The sequence below is a fragment of the Streptomyces sp. GD-15H genome (assembly GCF_045291515.1).
Classification (GTDB): domain Bacteria; phylum Actinomycetota; class Actinomycetes; order Streptomycetales; family Streptomycetaceae; genus Streptomyces.
The window spans coordinates 4,901,692-4,920,929 of the sequence record NZ_CP149447.1 but is presented as its reverse complement, the minus strand read 5'-3'; the positions used below and the strand labels follow the sequence as shown (position 1 = coordinate 4,920,929).

24 protein-coding genes and 3 pseudogenes are annotated in these 19,238 nt (G+C 68.9%); 14 read left to right on the top strand and 13 right to left on the bottom strand.

The features are described from left to right. Positions 1–315: 315 nt before the first annotated feature. Positions 316–795, top strand: a complete 480-nt coding sequence (locus WJ438_RS23380) for an ATP-binding protein (protein ID WP_406726971.1) — start codon at positions 316–318, stop codon at positions 793–795. 69 nt (positions 796–864) lie between these two features. Here WJ438_RS23380 and WJ438_RS23375 read toward each other — a convergent pair whose 3' ends face one another. The 3 genes from WJ438_RS23375 to WJ438_RS23365 all read right to left on the bottom strand — a co-directional run bounded on the left by WJ438_RS23375 (position 865) and on the right by WJ438_RS23365 (position 2,467). Next, positions 865–1,344 (bottom strand): DUF6098 family protein, encoded by a 480-nt coding sequence (locus WJ438_RS23375; protein ID WP_406726970.1) that lies wholly within the window; start codon positions 1,342–1,344, stop codon positions 865–867. 300 nt (positions 1,345–1,644) lie between these two features. Beyond that, positions 1,645–1,863 carry a hypothetical protein gene (locus WJ438_RS23370; protein ID WP_406726969.1) on the bottom strand — a complete coding sequence of 73 codons (219 nt, stop codon included), beginning with the start codon at positions 1,861–1,863 and terminating at the stop codon, positions 1,645–1,647. A 307-nt stretch (positions 1,864–2,170) separates the two neighbouring features. Next, entirely contained in the window at positions 2,171–2,467 is a 297-nt protein-coding gene (locus WJ438_RS23365; protein ID WP_406726968.1) for a hypothetical protein, read from the bottom strand. Positions 2,468–2,724: 257 nt separating this feature from the next. Between WJ438_RS23365 and WJ438_RS23360 the strand changes: the two genes are divergently transcribed. The 6 genes from WJ438_RS23360 to WJ438_RS23335 all read left to right on the top strand — a co-directional run bounded on the left by WJ438_RS23360 (position 2,725) and on the right by WJ438_RS23335 (position 6,733). Next, positions 2,725–3,141 (top strand): CBS domain-containing protein, encoded by a 417-nt coding sequence (locus WJ438_RS23360; RefSeq protein WP_406726967.1) that lies wholly within the window; start codon positions 2,725–2,727, stop codon positions 3,139–3,141. A 100-nt stretch (positions 3,142–3,241) separates the two neighbouring features. Further along, on the top strand, positions 3,242–3,553 hold the full coding sequence (locus WJ438_RS23355) for a hypothetical protein (RefSeq protein ID WP_406726966.1): 312 nt from the start codon (positions 3,242–3,244) through the stop codon (positions 3,551–3,553). Positions 3,554–3,931: 378 nt separating this feature from the next. Then, complete coding sequence (locus tag WJ438_RS23350; RefSeq protein WP_030039020.1) at positions 3,932–4,135, top strand: cold-shock protein; 204 nt, start codon at positions 3,932–3,934, stop codon at positions 4,133–4,135. 285 nt (positions 4,136–4,420) lie between these two features. Next, positions 4,421–5,911: a DEAD/DEAH box helicase gene (locus tag WJ438_RS23345; protein WP_406726965.1), complete on the top strand. Its 1,491-nt coding sequence runs from the start codon at positions 4,421–4,423 to the stop codon at positions 5,909–5,911. 46 nt (positions 5,912–5,957) lie between these two features. Then, positions 5,958–6,359, top strand: coding sequence for a CBS domain-containing protein (locus tag WJ438_RS23340; RefSeq protein ID WP_406726964.1), 402 nt, complete (start codon positions 5,958–5,960; stop codon positions 6,357–6,359). Between the two features lie 47 nt (positions 6,360–6,406). Next, positions 6,407–6,733 (top strand): SCO5918 family protein, encoded by a 327-nt coding sequence (locus WJ438_RS23335; protein WP_406726963.1) that lies wholly within the window; start codon positions 6,407–6,409, stop codon positions 6,731–6,733. A 620-nt stretch (positions 6,734–7,353) separates the two neighbouring features. Here the strand turns inward: WJ438_RS23335 and WJ438_RS23330 are convergent. The 5 genes from WJ438_RS23330 to WJ438_RS23310 form a co-directional block, all read right to left on the bottom strand. After that, positions 7,354–7,692 carry a MerR family transcriptional regulator gene (locus tag WJ438_RS23330; RefSeq protein WP_406726962.1) on the bottom strand — a complete coding sequence of 113 codons (339 nt, stop codon included), beginning with the start codon at positions 7,690–7,692 and terminating at the stop codon, positions 7,354–7,356. A 632-nt stretch (positions 7,693–8,324) separates the two neighbouring features. Beyond that, positions 8,325–8,489: a hypothetical protein gene (locus tag WJ438_RS23325; RefSeq protein WP_406726961.1), complete on the bottom strand. Its 165-nt coding sequence runs from the start codon at positions 8,487–8,489 to the stop codon at positions 8,325–8,327. A gap of 309 nt (positions 8,490–8,798) precedes the next feature. After that, on the bottom strand, positions 8,799–9,581 hold the full coding sequence (locus tag WJ438_RS23320; RefSeq protein ID WP_406726960.1) for a carbon-nitrogen hydrolase family protein: 783 nt from the start codon (positions 9,579–9,581) through the stop codon (positions 8,799–8,801). A 178-nt stretch (positions 9,582–9,759) separates the two neighbouring features. Beyond that, entirely contained in the window at positions 9,760–10,632 is an 873-nt protein-coding gene (locus tag WJ438_RS23315) for a nitrilase-related carbon-nitrogen hydrolase (protein ID WP_406726959.1), read from the bottom strand. Beyond that, positions 10,629–12,077 carry a purine-cytosine permease family protein gene (locus tag WJ438_RS23310; protein WP_406726958.1) on the bottom strand — a complete coding sequence of 483 codons (1,449 nt, stop codon included), beginning with the start codon at positions 12,075–12,077 and terminating at the stop codon, positions 10,629–10,631. Before WJ438_RS23310 ends, WJ438_RS23315 begins: the two co-directional genes overlap by 4 nt. A 223-nt stretch (positions 12,078–12,300) precedes the next feature. Between WJ438_RS23310 and WJ438_RS23305 the strand changes: the two genes are divergently transcribed. Then, positions 12,301–12,885: a helix-turn-helix domain-containing protein gene (locus WJ438_RS23305; protein WP_406726957.1), complete on the top strand. Its 585-nt coding sequence runs from the start codon at positions 12,301–12,303 to the stop codon at positions 12,883–12,885. Positions 12,886–13,153: 268 nt separating this feature from the next. On the opposite strand, the gene WJ438_RS23300 is transcribed toward WJ438_RS23305, so the two are convergent. Together WJ438_RS23300 and WJ438_RS23295 are read right to left on the bottom strand one after the other, a co-directional pair. Beyond that, complete coding sequence (locus WJ438_RS23300; RefSeq protein WP_406726956.1) at positions 13,154–13,801, bottom strand: GNAT family N-acetyltransferase; 648 nt, start codon at positions 13,799–13,801, stop codon at positions 13,154–13,156. Positions 13,802–14,062: 261 nt separating this feature from the next. Next, positions 14,063–14,473, bottom strand: coding sequence for an ATP-binding protein (locus tag WJ438_RS23295; RefSeq protein WP_406726955.1), 411 nt, complete (start codon positions 14,471–14,473; stop codon positions 14,063–14,065). Positions 14,474–14,705: 232 nt separating this feature from the next. Here WJ438_RS23295 and WJ438_RS23290 point away from each other — a divergent pair, with 232 nt between their 5' ends. From WJ438_RS23290 to WJ438_RS23270, 5 genes are all read left to right on the top strand, one after another. Next, entirely contained in the window at positions 14,706–15,557 is an 852-nt protein-coding gene (locus tag WJ438_RS23290; RefSeq protein WP_406726954.1) for a helix-turn-helix transcriptional regulator, read from the top strand. Between the two features lie 8 nt (positions 15,558–15,565). Then, positions 15,566–15,769 (top strand): DUF397 domain-containing protein, encoded by a 204-nt coding sequence (locus WJ438_RS23285; protein ID WP_406726953.1) that lies wholly within the window; start codon positions 15,566–15,568, stop codon positions 15,767–15,769. Positions 15,770–15,906: 137 nt separating this feature from the next. Beyond that, on the top strand, positions 15,907–16,734 hold the full coding sequence (locus WJ438_RS23280; RefSeq protein WP_406726952.1) for an SAM-dependent methyltransferase: 828 nt from the start codon (positions 15,907–15,909) through the stop codon (positions 16,732–16,734). A 342-nt stretch (positions 16,735–17,076) separates the two neighbouring features. Then, positions 17,077–17,319 carry a type II toxin-antitoxin system Phd/YefM family antitoxin gene (locus WJ438_RS23275; RefSeq protein WP_406726951.1) on the top strand — a complete coding sequence of 81 codons (243 nt, stop codon included), beginning with the start codon at positions 17,077–17,079 and terminating at the stop codon, positions 17,317–17,319. Then, positions 17,316–17,771: a PIN domain-containing protein gene (locus WJ438_RS23270; RefSeq protein ID WP_406726950.1), complete on the top strand. Its 456-nt coding sequence runs from the start codon at positions 17,316–17,318 to the stop codon at positions 17,769–17,771. The genes WJ438_RS23275 and WJ438_RS23270 overlap by 4 nt, the downstream gene beginning before the upstream one ends. Before the next feature lie 35 nt (positions 17,772–17,806). On the opposite strand, the pseudogene WJ438_RS23265 reads toward WJ438_RS23270, so the two are convergent. From WJ438_RS23265 to WJ438_RS23255, 3 genes and pseudogenes are all read right to left on the bottom strand, one after another. Further along, positions 17,807–18,394 (bottom strand): annotated as a pseudogene (locus WJ438_RS23265) (IS3 family transposase); the annotation flags it as partial. Between the two features lie 10 nt (positions 18,395–18,404). Continuing rightward, positions 18,405–18,638: pseudogene (locus tag WJ438_RS23260) on the bottom strand (IS3 family transposase); the annotation flags it as partial. Positions 18,639–18,709: 71 nt separating this feature from the next. Further along, entirely contained in the window at positions 18,710–19,009 is a 300-nt protein-coding gene (locus WJ438_RS23255; RefSeq protein ID WP_406726949.1) for a transposase, read from the bottom strand. A gap of 69 nt (positions 19,010–19,078) precedes the next feature. Between WJ438_RS23255 and WJ438_RS23250 the strand changes: the two are divergent. Then, positions 19,079–19,237: pseudogene (locus WJ438_RS23250) on the top strand (transcriptional regulator); the annotation flags it as partial. Position 19,238: the final 1 nt, after the last annotated feature.

Below are 19,238 nucleotides of genomic sequence, written 5' to 3'. Positions count from 1 at the left end.
GTTCTTCGCAGGTGTGGTGGTCGGCCTCCCCGGTCGGGTGGAACACGCGGATACCGTTGAGGGCGGTGGTCACGATTGACAGGCCGCCGGGCTGTCCGGCCTGTTCGCCGTCCGGCCCTGGTTCCTCAGCCATGCCGGTGATACGTGCACACCAGGCCTTCCGCCCGAAGTGCTTCCCCGCACGGCCAGGGCGATGCTCCGGCGAGGGGGAAGGGAGCCGGCGAGGGGCGCGGGGCGTGTACCGGGGCGCAGGGCGTGTACCGGGGCGAGCCCGGGTACACGCGGGGGTGTGAGCCGGGAAGCGAAGGCGGTTGTATGGAACCTGTACCTGGGGCCGAGGACGGAGCCGCGCTGGACCGGTCGGCCCTGCAGACCACAGTGGCCCTGGACGGGGATGGCACGTCCATCGCCCGGGCCCGCCACCGCGCCGCGGGCTTCCTCACCCGGGTACAGGCCGAGCGCGGCCTGCGCGTCTCGCAGCGCGCCCTGGACCTGACACAGCTGGTGGTCAGCGAGCTGGTCACCAACGCACGCAAGTACGCACCGGGCCCGGCGCTGATGCACCTGCGCATCGCAGGCGACATGGTGGAGGTGGTGGTGTGGGACTCCGAGCCGGTACTGCCGGCGGCCCGGCCCACCGATGCCGGACGAGTGGGGCAGCACGGGCTGGAGATCGTCAGGGCCGTCGTACAGAGTCTCGCGGTCCAGCGCGAGTCCGTCGGCAAACGCATCACCGCCCGCATCGCCCTGCTCGACGACCCGGCGAGCAGCATCGCCGGGCGGAGTCCCGTGTGACGGTTCCGCAACGCCCAGGGACGGCTCCCCCGCGCACCCACATCGAACTGACCGCCGTCGCCGAGCAGGTCAACGCGCCCCGGGGGTGTCTCCGTCCGACCGCGGAGCCTGCCCCATACGTTCCATCGGGCCCCAGGGACCGGGCTGCTCCTCGATCACTCCCACCGCCTCCTCGATGACCGCCGCGGCGATCCAGGCCAGTGGCTCCACATGATCCACCAACGGTTCGTTGTCGGGCCCGCGCCCGCTCTCCTGGCCCCGCAGTAGCCAGGGCCTCACACCGTTGCCTCGATGGCGGGGCAGGTGGCAGTAGTCGTAGAGGCGACGGGCGACCCAGATCCGTACCGGCCGGTCCTGCCACCAGGACTCGACGTCCAGCGAGTTGGCAGACAGCCCGGGCAGGAGTACCCCGGTGAGCTCGTCACGGCTGGACGTACCGCGCAGGTCCTTCTCCGGACCGAGTGACCAGCGAACGTAAAGATGATTCTGCCGACGGACTTTGTCGGCGACCTCATCGAGAGTGTGCAGAGTGGTCAGCGCCGTGGGCATTCTCACGTTTCTTCCGGAATGATCGGTTACGCCCGGTTCGAGCACCGGCAGGCGCTCCGGACTCACCGACTGCCGGGACATGGGAACCGACCCGTCGTGAGGCCGCGAGCGCCGCGGCGCGTCGTTCCCGCACGCCCTCCGGCCACAGATCGGCTTTCTCCGGGCTTCACCTGCAGTGTGCTCGCTCGCACCACCGGTCCCCCGCTCGGTGGGTCCTTCTCGTCGGCTCGACTCGAGGGTTCATCGGCCGTTCTGGTCTACGGCGGCCCGTTCCCGTCATGCGGCGGCATGCGGCGGCGATCACCGGTCGCCCTCCGGCGTCGTCTCTTTGCTCCGGTTGGTCAGGGCGCCGTGCGGGAGGCGTGCCACCGCCCTCGCCGCCACCCTTGTCGTCACGGTCCGTGCCGTGAGCCGGGGCCCCGCCCGGGACTCCTGCGACGCCTTGAGCTCCCGACCGTCCTGCGGTGTGCTCGCGCCTTCGCCGCTGCGCCGCATCTCCGGCTGTTGCGGATTCGGCATCGCGCTTCCACCTCTCCCTCTGTTCGGTCCGGCGGATCTCCTCATTCGTCCCGCGCGTCGACGCGGGTAGCCAGAAGATTCTGGTACCAAACGTGCAAAGCGCCCGACCCGCATGCCGGGACCCTCCGGCCTCGCCGGGTGCGGGCCTCGCGGGCGAAGGCGGTGGCGAACGCGGCGCCGCACCGCCGCACCGCCGCCCGTTCTCGGCCCGGCGGTGCGGCGCGTGCACGGCGAAGGCGACGAACCGGCAGAGCGCCACCGTGAGCCGGATGCGTGGAGCAGTTCCACCGCGGGGCTGTCTGAGGCGTCAGCCCGGTGCCGGAGGCGTCACGGTGGCGGCGGTGAGGTGCTTCGCCGAGCCCGCGACCGCGTCGTTCTCCCGCAGGGACAGGAAGAAGGACTTGCGGGACCGGTGGGCATCGCCGTCGAGCGTGTGGCCCGCCGCATCGTCGAAGAGCGTGCTCGGGACCGGGCCGGGGAGGGCGCCGTGGCGCCGGGCGTGCCGTTCGCCGTAGAAGGACGGGACCGCTTCGGGCCCCCGCACGGCCAGTGCCGAGTGGCCGAGGAGGCGCAGGTTCAGTGCGGTGTCACCGTTCCTGGTCACTGAGCGGGAACGGTCGTGTGTCAGTCATGCCCGCCGGGTATCCGGCGGGCCCTGAGCCAAGCCCCGTCCGGAAGAGCCGGACCGTCGGCGCGCCGGGCGAGTCGCTGCCTTCCTTTCCCGGAGACCCGGTACCGGGGCGGAGACGGAGTCCGTTACCGAGCACGGCGTCGGGGAACCCAGACCACATCATCCACGGAGCCGCCCCCTCGGCGCATCGACACGTGAGGGCGGGCGGCACAGCCAGAGAAGGGGATGCCATGACCAAGGCGCGAGACATCATGACCAGCGGAGCCGAGTGCATCGGCGCCGAGGAGACGGTGCTGGACGCGGCCCGCAAGATGAAGGACCTCGGGGTCGGCGCGCTGCCGATCTGCGGTACCGACAACAGGCTCAAGGGCATGCTGACCGACCGGGACATCGTGGTGAAGGTGCTGGGCGCGGGCAAGGACCCCGCGACGTGTCAGGCCGGGGAACTGGCTCAGGGTGAGGCCGTCACCATCGGAGCCGACGACGACGTGCAGGAGGTCCTGCGCACGATGGCCGAGCACAAGGTGCGCCGCCTGCCGGTGATCGACGGGCACGACCTGGTCGGCATGGTCGCCCAGGCCGACGTCGCCCGTTCCCTGCCCGACCCGAAGGTGGGTGACCTGCTCCAGGCCCTGTCCACCGACTGATCCCTTGCCGGCCTCAGGGGCTTCGGCCGCTCGCCCGGGACATGGAGGAGCAGCGGCCGGAGCCCGGGGCAAGCGGTCCGTGTGCAACCCCGGGGGAGTGGTGGCGGATCCGCGCGCCGCATTCGCCCGTCGGCCGGACGACGCGCGGCCGGCAAGGCTCGTACGCCGGCTCCGCGCCCGGAGCGAGGAGCTCTCGGCGCCGTGGGACACCCACGACGTCGGCGTGCGCCGCAGCGACGTCAAGCGCTTCCCGCATCCGGTCGTCGGCCTGTCGGAGCCGGACTGCGAGGTACTGCTGAGGCCGGAGCACGACCAGCGGCTGATCGTCTGCACCGCCCGCTCGGGCAGCGAGTCCCACGAACGGCTGGAGCTGCTGCGCGTGGTCGGCCTCCAGGGCCTGTCCCGCGACTGAACCGCTGCGAGGGTCCGTCGATGCCCCAGCAGCGATACCGCTCCGGGCCCGTGGCCGGAGCCGGGGATTTACGGGCCAGCAAGGTCGGGACAACATTATATCTGTATCCGCGGGGTGAGGGTTTTACGGAACCGTGCGGGCAGTTTCCTTGCAGTAACGATCGGAGCGGAATTATTCAACGCACACGGACCGCCGCAACGTGCTACTGTCGATCTCAGTTGCAGTTGTGGTTCCCGAATTCCAAGTTCTTCTCAGTCGGCTTCTGTGCCACTGGAAGTGCCTTTTGGCACCGGTCTTTTTCCGGGCGGGGTCATCATCGCGGCGACACGGTGTCCGTACAGTGCGGATGCCGACTCACTGCCCCGAAGGAGAAAAGACATGGCTACTGGCACCGTGAAGTGGTTCAACGCGGAAAAGGGCTTCGGCTTCATCGAGCAGGACGGTGGCGGCGCTGACGTGTTCGCCCACTACTCGAACATCGCCGCCCAGGGCTTCCGCGAGCTGCTCGAAGGCCAGAAGGTGAGCTTCGACATCGCGCAGGGCCAGAAGGGCCCGACGGCCGAGAACATCGTCCTCGCCTGACGTCGGCGCACACTTCGCAGCTGGGGCCCGCATCCTTCGGGGTGCGGGCCCCAGCTGCACGCACTCCCCGCAGTGGTTTCTCCTGCGGGACGACTGCGGGACGACTGCGGGAATCCGCTGGATCACACACACGGATTCCCCTTCGAGGATGCCCTTGCATCTCCTCTCGAACGTGTCGCAGCGCACGATTACTTTCGCATTCCATTCGGCCCGTTCTTGCAATTCTCCACGCCGCTCATTGCCGCGGGAATTCCTTGATATGTGCCGCATCGAGGAAGGTTCCGCATGAACCGCACACGCACGAACGACCGCTTCGCCCGCACTCGGAACGGGAGCGCCGCCCCCGGGAAGAACGGCAACCGGTTCGGCTCGTCGTCCCCGCGCCGCTCCGGCGGGCCGATCCGTTCCCACGGTCACAGCCGCCGCCCCGCCGCGTTCCAGGGTGAGTTCGCCCTCCCGGAGACGCTCACCCCGGCGCTGCCCGCGGCGACGGGCTTCGCCGATCTCGACATGCCCGCGGAGCTGCTGGCCGCGCTCGGCTCGCAAGGCGTGACCGTACCGTTCCCGATCCAGGCCGCGACGCTGCCGAACACCCTCGCCGGCCGCGACGTCCTCGGCCGGGGGCGCACCGGTTCCGGCAAGACCCTGGCCTTCGGGCTGGCCCTGCTGGCCCGTACGGCTGGGCAGCGCGCCGGGGCCCGGCAGCCGCTGGGGCTGATCCTCGTACCGACGCGTGAGCTGGCGCAGCAGGTCACCGACGCGCTCACGCCGTACGCCCGCGCGGTGAAGCTGCGCCTGGCCACGGTCGTGGGAGGGATGCCGATCGGCAGGCAGGCCAGTGCGCTGCGCGGCGGCGTCGAGGTCGTCGTCGCCACCCCCGGACGCCTCAAGGACCTCATCGAACGCGGCGACTGCCGGCTGGACCAGGTCGCCATCACCGTCCTCGACGAAGCCGACCAGATGGCCGACATGGGCTTCATGCCGCAGGTCACCGCCCTGCTCAACCAGGTCCGCCCCCAGGGGCAGCGCATGCTGTTCTCCGCCACTCTCGACCGCAACGTCGATCTGCTCGTGCGCCGCTACCTGAGTGACCCCGTCGTGCACTCCGTCGATCCGTCGGCCGGCGCGGTCACCACGATGGAGCACCACGTACTCCACGTCCACGGCGCCGACAAACACGCGGCCACCACCGAGATCGCCGCACGCGACGGCCGTGTGCTCATGTTCCTGGACACCAAGCACGCCGTCGACCGCCTCACCGAGCACCTCCTGAACAGCGGGGTGCGGGCCGCCGCCCTGCACGGGGGCAAGTCGCAGCCGCAGCGCACCCGTACGCTGACGCAGTTCAAGAACGGACACGTCAGCGTGCTGGTGGCGACCAACGTCGCTGCGCGCGGCATTCACGTCGACAGCCTCGACCTCGTCGTCAACGTCGACCCTCCGACCGACCACAAGGACTACCTCCACCGCGGCGGCCGCACGGCCCGCGCCGGCGAGTCCGGCAGCGTCGTCACCCTGGTCACCCCGAACCAGCGCCGCGCCATGACCCGCCTCATGGCAACAGCCGGCATCGTCCCGCAGACCACCCAGGTCCAGGCGGGCGCGGAGGCCCTGCACCGCATCACCGGTGCCCAAGCCCCCTCCGGCATCCCGGTCGTCATCACCGCGCCGGTGGTCGAACGTGCGAAGCGCAGCGCCACCTCACGCGGTCGGCGCCGCTCGGCTCCGGCGACCCGGCGCGCGCCCGCACGGCGGTCCGTCCCCGACGCGGCCTAGAACCGTCTTGCTCAGGAAGCTGACCCATCTCTGCAGGAGGCACCTCTTGACGCTGGTCCGGATGCATTCCCGCTCAACGAGCACCAACGCCGTGCACAGGACGGTTGCCGAGGCCATGGACGCGGCCGGGCCTCAGGTCTGGGACGACATGACCGTCGAGGTGGCGCTGTCCGTCATGGCCGCCGCCCGCACGGGTCACCTCGTCGTCTGCGACGAGGACGGCCAGTACACCGACCTGGTCACCCGGGCCCGGCTCACCGCGGTGCGGGACAGCTCCGGATACACCGACCGGGTCCGCCTGCGCGACATCACCGACGGCGGGCCCTTCGCCTCGCCGCTGACCACGGTGGCCGAAGCCGAGCACGCGATGCGCCACCGGCGGCTCGGGGCCCTGCCCGTGGTCGACGAACACGGCAACGCCCTGGGCGTCGTCGCCCACTCCCGCTGAACCGCCTCCCCACGGTCGGCCCCTTCCCCTTCTCCTTGTGAGGCCTCATGCGTTGTGTCATCGCCCGCTTTCCGTTCGAGCTCACCAAGAGTGGCGTGCTGGAAGCGATGAAGGGCGTCAAACCCGAGCCGGTCACCGGCGACTCCGTGGTCATCGGGCGCCGCCACTACCCCGCCAAGCAGGTCGGCCAGGTCATCACCCGCCAGGACCGCCGCGATTTCAGCGGCGGCGAAGTCCTCAGGGCCATGACCCAGCTCGGCTTCACCTGCCGCACCGTCCCCAAGGCCGCAGAGGCCCCTGCGGCCTCGGCGGCGAGGATCGTCGACCCGCTCCAGCGGGCTTCCGCGTTGCTTGGCGCCCCCATGTCCATCTGACCGACGGGAGAGGTGCGAGCCGGTACCAGGACAGCGGCCAGAGCCCGAGCCGGCTTGTTCCCGACCTCGTCGGCCGGTCGGGCAAGTGGGCGTGCACTCTTACCGCCGGGGCCGGCCCTGCGGCGCAGCCTCGGGCCGTCCCCGAACACGCCGACGCAGGGCAGGGCTCTTCCGCATGCCCCGGAGATGCCCCGGCGGCTCTCCGACACCCCTCTGCCGATGGCCCCGTCCTTGCCCCCAGGTGTACCGTCACGGCCCCGAACGGGGACATACCTTCGGCACAGGGACACATACCTTCGCCGGCCCCGTCGCCGTCGACCCGTGCCCCGCTCCGGGTGACACGCCCACCCGGTTCCGCGTCCACAGCCGCGCCGACTCGGCGCAAGGGCGACCATGGGTCCGGGCGCTCCCACGGGGGGCACCTGGCAAGCCGCAGCCCGCGCGACTGGCACATGGCGTGCGGGCCGGACGGTGGGACTCGATTGCCGGTCCACCGTCGACACGGCGGCACCCGCGCTCCGTCTCCTCGGACTGCCGTCCCAGGCCGGACTGCGACGCCCGGCCTGATCGGCTGCCGGCTACGGGCCTGAGGGGGCTACCGTCCACTGTGAGGGTGCGGATCAGGCGTCCGCCTTGTGGCCGGACCCGACATCACCGCGTCGCAGTTCGTCGTTGATGCGCTGGGCCTCTTCGAGTTGGTCTTCCAGGATGATGATGCGGCAGGCCGCCTCGATGGAGGTGCCCTGGTCGACCATCTCACGGGCGCGGGCGGCGATACGCAACTGATAGCGGGAGTAGCGACGGTGGCCGCCCTCGGAGCGAAGGGGCGTGATCAACCTGGCTTCGCCGAGGGCCCGCAGGAAGGCGGGCGTGGTGCCGAGCATCTCCGCTGCTCGCCCCATGGTGTAAGCGGGGTAGTCGTCGTCGTCGATTCGGTCGAGCGGTGTGTCTGCGGTCATCTGCACCTCTGATGGGGAATGCGTCGAGGGGCCTTGGTGCCGTACGGCACCAAGGCCCCGAGGGATTTGTAACACCACCGGCCGGCTTACTGCGATGCCGGCCTTCTGTTTCCGCACCGGCCCCCAGCAGGGGGCGGAGAGTGCGGGGATCGCGGATGCGTGACCGTGGGACCACCTTCCGTTCCGGGGCCTGCGGTACCCGAGCGAACCGTTCTCGCCCGGGCGATCCTGATGGCGTACTCCTCCTTCTTTCTTCCTTCTGACGGACCTTTTGGTACTGCGGATCCTACGTACTGCTGGCAGCCCTCACGAGGCCACCGGGCCCGGCGGTCAGCGAGGGGGCCCCACGCCTACTCCGGCCCCACCACTCCACCGCCGTGCCACAACCTTTGTTCCACGCGGGCAGTCCGTGTCTGCCACGCCTCACTGACTTCCTGGCTACAGCAGACACACTAACCCCCTCGCGGGCACATGTCTACAGCAGCCATGACAGATTTCAGCCCGTGCGAGTGAAAGGTTCTACGCCCGTGCCCCTCTGCCTCAGCCGCTCGGTTGCGGCTGGGACATGACGCGAGGATCGGGCGTGGCCCGGGTCGTGGGTCCGGCGACCACGTGGGCGCCGAACAGGTGGATCACTCGGCGTCCGTCTGCTCGTCGTAGGAGCATGCGCCGAACTCCAGACCCTCGAACGGCCGGGAGAACAGGAACTCCTCGAAGCCGTCGTCGCTCGATGTCACCCCGCGGTGGAGCATCTCGGGCAGTGCCTCGATCTTCGTGATCCCCGTGGCCGCGAGCACGTGCGAACAGCGAAGAAGCGGCTCCCCCGGTCGAACCCCCCGAGGCTCGAGGTGGTCCCGAAACCGTGAGGTGGACCTGGGCTGAGCCGGCCACGTCCGTGACGCTCTCGCGGAGGTTCGCCGATCGGCGCGATGCGGCGAGGCCGCCGCTGGGGTCCGGTCGGCGGTGCACGGAGCCCTTGGACGGTGATCACGACTCGCGTGCCAGGTGCGTGCCGGATCCTCGACCGGGACCTTGGTGCTCTCGCGCGGAGCCCGGTGGGGCCCGGCGAGGAGCGACACCACTGGCATGGTGCTGAGCCGCGTCGGTCAGTCCGTGAAGCTCACACCGCTCGTGCGGGGGCGGCGGTCGACGGAGAGCCGGAATACATCGGGCCGGGCGTAGTGGCCGGCGACATCGAGGTCGAGCAGTTCCTCGTAGCGGCGGCCGGTGGGCAGGGGCGCCGTGATGAGGCCGGCCCGGTCGAAGACCGGCTCGACGATCCAGGTGCCGTCGGGACCCACGATGTTCGAACCACCGTTGAAGAGCAGCCCGTTCTCGGGTGCGTCGGGGCCGACACCTGCTCGGTACGCGTCGACGAGGTCGGCGGGGATGTCGTCCGTCGAGAGGATCTGCCCGGCGGAGATCACGAAGCAGCGGCCCTCAAGGGCGTACGACCGGGCCGCGATCGTGTGGCTCTCGGGCATGTCCGGCCAGGCGGCGACGTGGAGCTCCTCGTTCTGCGCGTGCAGGGCGTGGCGCGCGAGCGGGTTGAAGTGCTCCCAGCAGACGAGAGAGCCGATACGCCCGGCCGGTGTGTCGACGACGCGCAGGCCCGCCCCGTCGCCCGCCGCCCAGACGATGCGTTCGGTGTGCGTCGGCGTCAGTTTCCGGTGCAGGTTGAGCGTACGGCCGTCCGGACCGATGGTGACGAGCGAGTTGTACAGCGACCCGGCGGCAGCGGACGGGCGCTCGTTGAGGCCCAGGACCACGGTCACGCCGGCCTCGCGAGCCGCCGCCCGGATTGGGGCGAGATCGTCGTCCACGCCACCGGTGTGATCGAGCACCGGGCTCTGTTCGAGCAGGCGCGCGTGCCAGTGCCGTGCTGTCACGCCAGCCCGCCAAGCCGAACACCCAGGCCGGGTAGCAGGTGAGCCAGGTCTCCGGGAACACGACGAGCGTCGCGCCGGAGGCCGCCGCGTCCGCCACGTGACCGGCGGGCCCGGCGCACCGACTCCTCGAGGTCCAGCAACGCGGGCGGCTGCTGGACGATGGCCACCTGCGTCCGGGTCACGGCTGCTCCGGTCCGACACCCGAATACAGTTCGGGGCGCCGGTCCGCGTGCACGTCGTTGAGTTCGCTGATGGACTTGTCGTGCGCTTCGGCGAGGTCGACCGTCGCGCTGACGGTCGCCGCCTCGCCCAGGCGCAGCGCCGTCACCGGATATCCGTCGGCGTCGACGATCACGCTGCCGCCGAGCCACTCCTGCCCTCGTTCGACGCCGGCGCGGTCGGCGACCGCGACGAACATGCGGTTGACCGCGGCGTTCGCCTGCACCCGGATGATCTCGCCGGGGCGCTCACCCTCCGGTCGCGGGTACAGCGGCCAGTTCACCGGCCCGCACAGCAGCTGGGCTCCCTCGAGCGCCGCCATGCGCACCCACTCGGGGAATTCGAGGTCGTAGCAGACCAGCATCCCGATACGGCCGTACGGGGTGTCGACCACCGGCGGCGGCGCCGCACCCGGCGTGAAACCCCGGGTCTTCTCGGCGTTCCACAGGTGCGCCTTGCGGTACACGGCACGGAGCCCGGTCTCGTCGATCAGGACACCCGTGTTGTAGACGTGGCCGTCGGCGCCGAGTTCCGCGAAGCCGCTCACGATCACCAGCCGCAGCCGGGACGCCAGGGCCTCCCACTCCCTGATCGTCTCGCCACCGATCGGCTCGGCTGTCGCCCGCAACTCCTCGGCATCGTCGAACACGTACCCCGAGTTGGCGAGCTCCGGCAGGACCACGATGTTCGCGCCCCGGTCCGCTGCGGACAGGACCGCCTCGCGGATTTGCTCCCGGTTCTCCGATACGCGGCCGACCTGCGGGGCGAGTTGGCAGCAGGCGACCGTGACGGCGGACGCGGCGGACGCCGATGACGGCAGCGAGGGGGTCATCGGACCGATCCCTCCAGTTCGGGTTCGTCCTCCACGCGGGCGTCGGCCTCGGCACCGTGGTCGAGGTTGCGCGAGAAGACCAGGTAGAGGACGCCGGAGACGAAGAGCCCGACGACGAACGAGAAGTCGGCTCCGCCGAGCAGCTCCGCGACCGGTCCCACATAGAAGCTGGTCGAGAAGAACGGGATCATCGAGAGGAACCCGAGGAGGTACGCGAGCACACCCCGCCACGCCCAGCGCCCGTAGATGCCGTTCGGCTTCAGGACTTCCCCGATCGCGTACCGGCCGCGGCGCACGAAGTAGAAGTCGACGAGGTTGACCGAGGTCCACGGCACCAGGAAGTAGAGCATCAGCAGCACGAAGGTGTTGAAGCTCCCGATGTAGTTGTCGGGGATCAGCAGCGCGACGAGGAGCGAGCCGAGACCGACCACGGTGAGTCCGATGACGCGCAGCCGGACCGTCGGACTGACCTTCTTGAAGCCGTCGACGGCGCTCGTTCCGGTCAGCATGGCTCCGTAGGCGTTGACCCCCATGATGGAGACCAGCGCGAGCACCGAAACGATCACGGCCATGGTGCCGAATCCGGGGAAGACCAGGTCACCGACCTGTCGCACCGCCAGGATCGGGTCGGGATCCGGCAGGTAGCTGGCCAGGACCGCGCCGAGCGACATCAGCCATACGGCGGAGAACGTGGCGCCGGCGTACACCGAGCCGATCAGCTTCTTCGCGGGCGCGTTCGCCGGAAGGTAGCGGGTGTAGTCCGAGACGTACACCGAGTAGCTGATGTTGTACCCGGCCGCGAGCGAGATCTGCACCAGGAAGGCCGTGGTGTCCCAGCCCGCCGTGGCCGCCGGTGCGTCCACCGCGAGCGGCGTCGAGGAGAAGTGCACGATGGCCACGACCGTGATGATCGCGAACACGACGATGAGCAGATACGTCAGCCACCGCTGCACGAAGTGCAGCAGATCGTGCCCGACCACCGCGATGATGATCGAGGCGGCGATGAGCACGGGGTACCAGAACAACTTGGCGTCGGGCAGGACGAGCCCGATGCCCTGGGTCGCCAGGATCGTGTCGAAGACGAGGAAGCCGACGTAGACGAAGACGGTCGCCGCGAACGGCACGACCGCGCCGCGGCTGCCGAACTGCGCACGCGACTGGATCATCTGCGGCAGGCCCATCCGGGGCCCCTGGTTGGCGTGGAACGCCATGAAGAAGGTGCCGAAACCGACGCCGAGCACCACGGCGAGCACGCTGAATCCGAGACTCAGCCCCATGGCGGGTCCGACGAAGCCGGTGACCATGGTCGGCAGCACGAAGTTGCCGGTGAACCAGAACGGCCCCTGGTGCCACACCTTGCCGTGGCGCTCGGATGCGGGCACGTAGTCGATCGAGTGCTGCTCGATCACACCTTCGCGACGGGTCGCGGTCTCGGGTGAAGACATGGCGGTCCTCTCAGGCAGGCGGGCTACGGGGCGGATGCCCGCGTCGGGAGGGCCCGTGGGGGCTCGACGGGGTTCATCGGAACCTCCGATTCTCCACTCAGGAAAGTCACCTATACGCAACAAAGAATGCATATTAGGCAACTCACGATTCCCGGTAGTCTGACCTCCGGCCACCCCACTGTCAAGGCCCATCGACAAGTCGACCGATCGCTGCGAGGACTTCATGAAGGCGCTGCATCCGAAGCCGTCCGCGCTCCCGGTCCGCGTCGGCGCGCGCCTGCGAGCCTGCCGCCAGGCACAAGGTCTCACCATCGAGCAGGTCGCGGCGGCCACCAGCCTGACCAGGGGGTTCATCAGCCGCGTCGAGCGGGACGAGACCTCGCCGAGCGTCGCCACACTGGTGACGCTCTGTCAGGTCCTGTCGCTGCCGGTGGGGTCACTCTTCGAGGACGCCGACACCGAGGTGATACGCCTGGACGACGCGCCCCAGATCAACATGGGCGGCCGTGGGGTCCTCGACCGCATGGTCACCCCGCGCGGCCAATCGAGGGTCCAGTTGCTGCGTTCGCGCCTCGACCCCGACGCGAACGGGGGAGACGATCTCTACACGATCAACTGCGACGTGGAGGTGATCCACGTCATCGAGGGAGAGGTCACCGTGCTCTTCACGGGCCGCACCGAGACTCTGACGGCCGGTGACACCCTCACCTTCTCCGGCCGCGAACCCCACAACTGGCGCAACAGCGGCGACTCGGTCGCCGAGGTGCTCTGGACGTTCGTCCCCGCCCCGTGGAGCGGTTCGCGCTAGCCCGCCCAGGGAAGGGTTCGCCCCCGGAGGCGGACCAGGCACGTTTCGCTCGCCGTCTGCACGGTCGTCAGAGCCACCTCACCCCAGAGATACCAACATCACAGTTACTCACATTGAAGTGAGCAATAGAGCACGCCTGTGGCTGCCTCTCCATGGAGGACATGCGAGGCGGCCGCAGCGGAGGGCTCCCGCTCACCACCGCCCCTCGCGAGTGACAGACCCGACGACACCCCCTACGGGGCCCACTGGGAATCCTTACAAACGCGCCTCAGCTGTCGATGCCGAAGAGCTCCCTACAGCTTGCGATTCCGCTGACGGTCACGTGCGGTCGTTCCTGGAGGTCCCAGTCCTGGCGGGAGAGCCGGAACCGCTGGGACTCGACGACCTGCCCGTGAAGGGCGTCGCGGGTGATGCCGTCGGGGCGGTAGCCGAGTTTGCGTGACACGAACACCGAGGAGAGGTTGTCGGTGAAGGACATCGATGTCGCCGACACCGCTTCCAGTTCCGCGAACGCCAGGTGAAGCATGGCGACACGCATTTCGGTTCCGAGCCCACGACCCTGGTGGTCCAGCCCGATCCACGAGCCGGAGACGATCTCACGCCGGATCCCGAAGTCCACGGCCCTCATCTCCTGGATGCCCACCGGGCGTCCCTCGAAGAACGCGACGAGTTCCAGTGCCCAGTTCTGAGGTGTCCACCTCCCCAATCGGATCCAGTGCTGTTGCACGACGTGCCGTGCGCGCCCGGCGGGCGGAAGATCCGTCCAAGGTGTCAGAAACGGCTTCTCGTTCGGTGCGTGGACGCCCCGCGCGGCGACGTCGGCCACCTCCGCCAACTCCTCCTCGGAGGGAAGCCGAAGTTCGAGTCGGGGCGACTGTACGCGCAGGCCCTTGAGCGGCCAGTGGTCGATCAGCATGCGGACCAGTCTGCGCGGACCGCCCGCAAGCCGCACCACCCTTTCAGCCCTGGGCAGTTGAAGAACAAGGTCAGGCCGAGGAGCGCTTGATCAGTTCGGTGCTGCCGGGTTCTCGGTACACCCGGGCGAACCCACATCCCCCGGGTGCGGTGACGGCTGTACGACCCGTCGGTTCGCAACGAGCCGCCCTCGGCACACTCGAACCCACAGCCTTTGGAGACGGCCCCTCTGCGGGCAGGCTGCCGCAGTTGGCTGGAGTCGCTAAGCGGCGCCCAGCTCGCACCAGACGTACTTACCTCGGTTGCCCTCCCTGGCCAGCGGCTGCCAGCCCCACACGTTGGCGCAGGCGCGCACCAGCGCCAGGCCCCGCCCGCCCTCTCCCTCCAGTTCCGGGGTGAAGGGCCGCGGTGGCTCCGGCGGGGTCGGGTCCGCGTCCCACGCTCCGATCCGCAGGACCCCCTTGGCCGACCAGCGCACACGCAGTGCCGCCGGCCCCTTGGTGTGGCGTACGGCGTTGGAAACCAGCTCCGTCGCCACCAGCTCCGCGACATCGACCAGGCGAATCAGGCCGTGCATGGTGAGGATCAGACGCAGGGTGCGACGGCAGATGGTGACGGCTCTCGGATCGTTCGGGATGTACAGCGAGTACTCCCACGGCTCGGTTTCGGGCATGCGAACTCCAGTCGGGTGAGGGAGTGGGGATGCGCTACAGAGGACGGGCGACGGTGTCACTGCCGCCACGCCACGACAGGACGAAGCGGTGCACTTCCGACGCCTCGACGATGCGCAGCGTGGATATTGCGTCACTAACGGTAGACCTTAGATTTAACCTGAAGCAAGCCGATCGCGTAATCTGACGCTCGAACGAGGTTCGTTGGCAGGCACGTTGAGTGAAGGGAAGCGGATGGGGACAAGGCGCGAACCGACAGCACGGCAGTTGCGTCTGGCCGTTGAGCTGCGTCGGCTTCGCGAGGCGGCCGGCCTCAGTGCTCGCGATGCGGCTGCCCTGCTCGGAGTGAACTCGGTACAGATCAGCCAGATCGAATCCGGCATCACAGGCGTGAGCGAACAGCGGCTACGCCGCCTCGCCGCCCATTACGCCTGCACGGACGGCGAACTGGTCGATGCCCTGGCGGTGATGGCGACCGAGAGGGTACGTGGCTGGTGGGAGGAGTACCGAGGGCTCCTGCCCACGTCGTTCCTGGACCTGTCCGAGCTGGAGTATCACGCCACCCATCGATGGGACGTGGACTTCCTGCACATCCCCGGTCTGCTGCAGACCGAGGACTACGCACGGGCGCTCTTCTCGCGAAGGGTTCCTGAGCTTCCCGTCGAAGAACTCGAGTTGCGGGTGCGTCACCGCATGCAGAGACGACTGGTCATCGGAGGCACGCGGCTGATTCCGTACGAGGCACTGGTCCACGAGGCGGCTCTGCGCATCAGAGTGGGTGGCAGAGCGACCTCGCGGAGTCAGCTCGCCCGCATCCTGGACCTGTCGGAGGCTGAACACGTGACTGTGCGCGTCATCCCCTTCGAACTGGAGGAGTTCGCGGACATCACGGCCGACATGGTGTACCTCGGCGGAGCTGTCCCGAAGCTGGACACTGTGCTGCGCGACGGCCCTCACGGCACCGTCTTCGTGGATTCCGAAGCGCAGCTCGGAGTGTTCCGAACACTTTTCCGTAGAGTGGAGGAAGTGTCACTCGATCCCGAGCGTTCGCGTGACCTTATCCACGGACTGACCAAGGAGTTGTGAGACACCCGGTGATTACTCGCGGCAACTGGCGGAAGTCTTCCCACTCGGGCAGCGGCGACGGCAATGCCTGCGTGGAGATCGCGGAGGCTGATGACACACGCATAGCCATCCGCGACTCGAAGTACCCAGCCCGTGCCGCCCTTTCCGTCTCCGCTCCGGTGTTCGCTGCCTTCGTCGGCGCTCTGAAGGAACAGCAAAGGCCCCTGGTGTAGCGCCGGACGCTCCGCCACGCGGTGAAGTGGTTGGAACAGGTGCTTCGATCACCGGTTTCGCCACCAACCAGGGAGAGAAACCGTCACGTTCGCCTACGTTGGGCGCACTGGTCGCGCTCATCACAGGAGGCTCAACCGTGTCGCAGGACACCACCCCGGACAGTGCCGGTTTCGAGACACGTGCCCGGATCGATACGACGAAGCCGCACTCGGCGCGGTTCTGGAACTACTTCGTCGGGGGCAAGGACAACTACGAGGTCGACCGGGAGATCGGGGACCAGATCAAGGGCATCTTCCCCGGGCTGGTCGACGTGGCCCACACCAGTCGACGGTTCCTCGGGCGGGCCGTCGGCCATCTGGCCGGGGAGCAGGGGATACGGCAGTTTCTGGACATCGGTACGGGCCTGCCGACCGCTGACAACACGCATCAGGTGGCACAGCGCGTCGCTCCGGACGCGCGGATCGTGTACGTCGACAACGACCCGATCGTGCTGACCCACGCCAACGCCCTGCTGACCAGCACCCCCGAGGGCCGGACCGACTACCTGGACGCCGATCTCTACGATCCGGAGTCCGTCCTGCGGGCCGCCGCCGGGACGCTGGACATGTCCCAGCCCGTCGCGCTGATGATCCTCAACACGCTCGGTCATGTCGCCGACTACGAGCAGGCCCGTGATCTGGTGCGCCGGCTCATGGCGGGGCTCCCCTCGGGGAGTTACCTGGTGATCAGCGACAGTACGGCCACGAGCGAGGGCATGATCGCGGCGTCGGACGCGTACAACGCGAGCGGCGCCGTGCCGTACTACGTGCGCGAGGTCGAGGAGATCGCCGGGTTCTTCGACGGCCTGGAGCTGGTGGAGCCGGGCGTCGTACGGGTCCCGGAGTGGCGGCCGGAGGCCGGTGCGCCGGGCGAGGACGAAGCGAAGGACGTGGACGCCTTCTGCGGGGTGGGGCGCAAGGCGTAGGCGGGCAGGTGGGCAGGGGGCCGACACGCAGGTCAGCCAGCCCCCTGCCTATCGGGCGTGGAGGGCGAGGAGCGTGGGTGGAGAAACCGCAGACGCCCTCGTCAAGCTTTGCACCACCACAGGCAAGGCGCTCCGCGACATCGCGCTCTCCGCTCAGTTCGAGTGGAACGACGCGGGCTGGCAGCCGCCCAAGCTGACGAAGGTCGCCCTGACGTTCTTGTGGGCCGTTGTCGATCGCTCCGGCGAGTTGCTCCGGGTGGGCGGTCCCCGTCTGCCCTTCCCTCACAGGACCCGGACATGCTTCCCGCACCTGCGGGGGCCGCACGTAGTAACATGTAGTACATGGAGACCACCGCCCGCGATTTCAACCAGAGGTCCTCTCAGATCCTCGCTGCGGCTGCGCGCGGGGAGACCGTCACGGTCACCAAGAACGGTGTCGCCGTCGCCCGGGTCGTCCCGATAGGGCCTGAGGACATCCCTCCGTATCCAACGGACCCGATGGGAGAGATCGACCTTCCCGACCTCGGGCTTCCCGACCTCAGCAACGACGAGATCGAGGACACCCTGAGGGGGATGGGATCTTGAGTCTCGTCGCGATTGCCGATACCAACGCCCTCTACAGGCTCCTGGACCCGAGGCTGACCGGCCACGACACACACAAGGCGGCTCTGGCCTCGATCAGCCACCTCATCGTTTCCCCGATGGTGCTGGCCGAACTGGACTATCTGATCACTACGCGGGCCGGGGCCGGAAAAGCTGTTGTGGCGGCCCGGTTCATTGAGCGCAATGTCGCTACCCGCAGGTTCGAAGTGCCGCCCGTGAGTCCGGACTTGAGCGTCGCCATCGCCGTTGCGGAGGGCTACAAAGACGCGGACAGCGGCAAAGGGGTGGGATTGACGGACGCGATGAACGTCGCCCTGGCCGCTACGTACGGCACGGATGCGATGTTCACCTCGGACAGCCACTTCCGCATGATGCGGCCCCTGACCGGACATAAAGCGTTCCGGCTTCTGCCCGAGGACGGGGTTGACAGCTGAACTGAAGTGTCCCCGTGATCTTGGACACTCGATCTCTATGCCGCGAGGGTGTGCTGGTGGCGCTGTCTGGTCTCGGCCGGGGCGAGGTAGCCGAAGACCTTGTGCTTGCGCAGGCGGCGCCGGTTATAGAACGTCTCGATGAAGGCGAAGACCTCGGCGCGGGCGGTGGCCCGGTCGGGCCAGGTGCGGGCGTCGATCTCTTCCTTGAGCAGGGTCCAGAAGCTCTCCGCGGCGGCGCTGTCGAAGCATGATCCGGTGCGGCCGCAGCTTTGTCGCAGGCCCAACTCGCGTATTTCACTGCGGAATTCTGCTGACGTGTATTCGCTGCCGCGATCCGAGTGTGTGATGCATCCGGGCTGCAGGCTGCCGCGGCCGTGGGCCATCTTCAGGGCGTCGACGACGAGGGAGGCGCGGTGGTGGTCGGCCATCGCGTATCCGACGACCTCGCGGATGGCCAGGTCCAGCCGGCAGGCGAGGTAGAGCCGTCCCTCGGCTGTGGGGAGGCAGGTGATGTCCCCGACCAGCTTCGTGTCCGGCCGCTCGGCGTGGAAGTCGCGGCCGATCAGGTCCGGGGCCGGTCTCGCCTTCTTGTCCGGCCGGGTCAGCGAGCGCCGTCGGCGGCGGTGGGCCCTGGATACCGCGTTCGCGCAGGACGCGGGCGACGCTCCCCCGCACGCGGGGGCACCCCCAGCGGTTCACCGCCCGGCCCAGACGCCGCAGTTCGGCGTGGATGCGCGGAACGCCGTACGTATGGCGGGATGCGACGCGGATGACGGTGATCTCATGGGCCAGGGCCTCGTCGGCCGCCTGCCGTGCGGCGCGGGCCTTCGCCGCCGCCTGCCAGGCGTAGAAGGAGGAGCGGGCCACGTTCAGCAGCCGGCACAGGAAAGCGACGTCGTGGGTGGTCTTCTCCGCCTCGACGAACGCGTACGTCTCGTTCACCGGTCGCTCTCCTTCGCGAAGAAGACCGCGGCTTTTCGCAGCACCTCGATCGTCTTGGCCTGCTCGGCGTTCTGCTTCCGCAGTCGCTTGAGCTCCTCACGCTCGGCACTGGTCAGCTCGCCGGGGCGCCCTTCGCCTCGGTCCACCTTCGCCTGGCGGTGCCAGTTGCGCAGGGACTCCGGACTCACCCCGAGTTCCCGGGCGACCTCGGTGACCGTCCGACCTGTGGAGTCGACGAGCGCAATCGCGTCCCGTTTGAACTCCGCTGTGTACCGCTTCGTGTGCTTGCTTCCCACCTGGTGCTACTTCCTCCGGAACCTCATGTTCCAGTCTCCAGGTGTCCACGATCAAGGGGAAGCTTCACTGTGACCGGTCAGGGGCTGGGTTCGATCGGCCGGCATCTGCGGGTGCTGCTGGACGCGGGTCTGGTGGAGCGGTGGGGCCGGGCGGGGCGGTCCGTGTTGTATGTGCGGTCGGCGGCGGGGGAGGTGCTCGTGGAGGCCGGGCGAGGGGACGGCGTGTGAG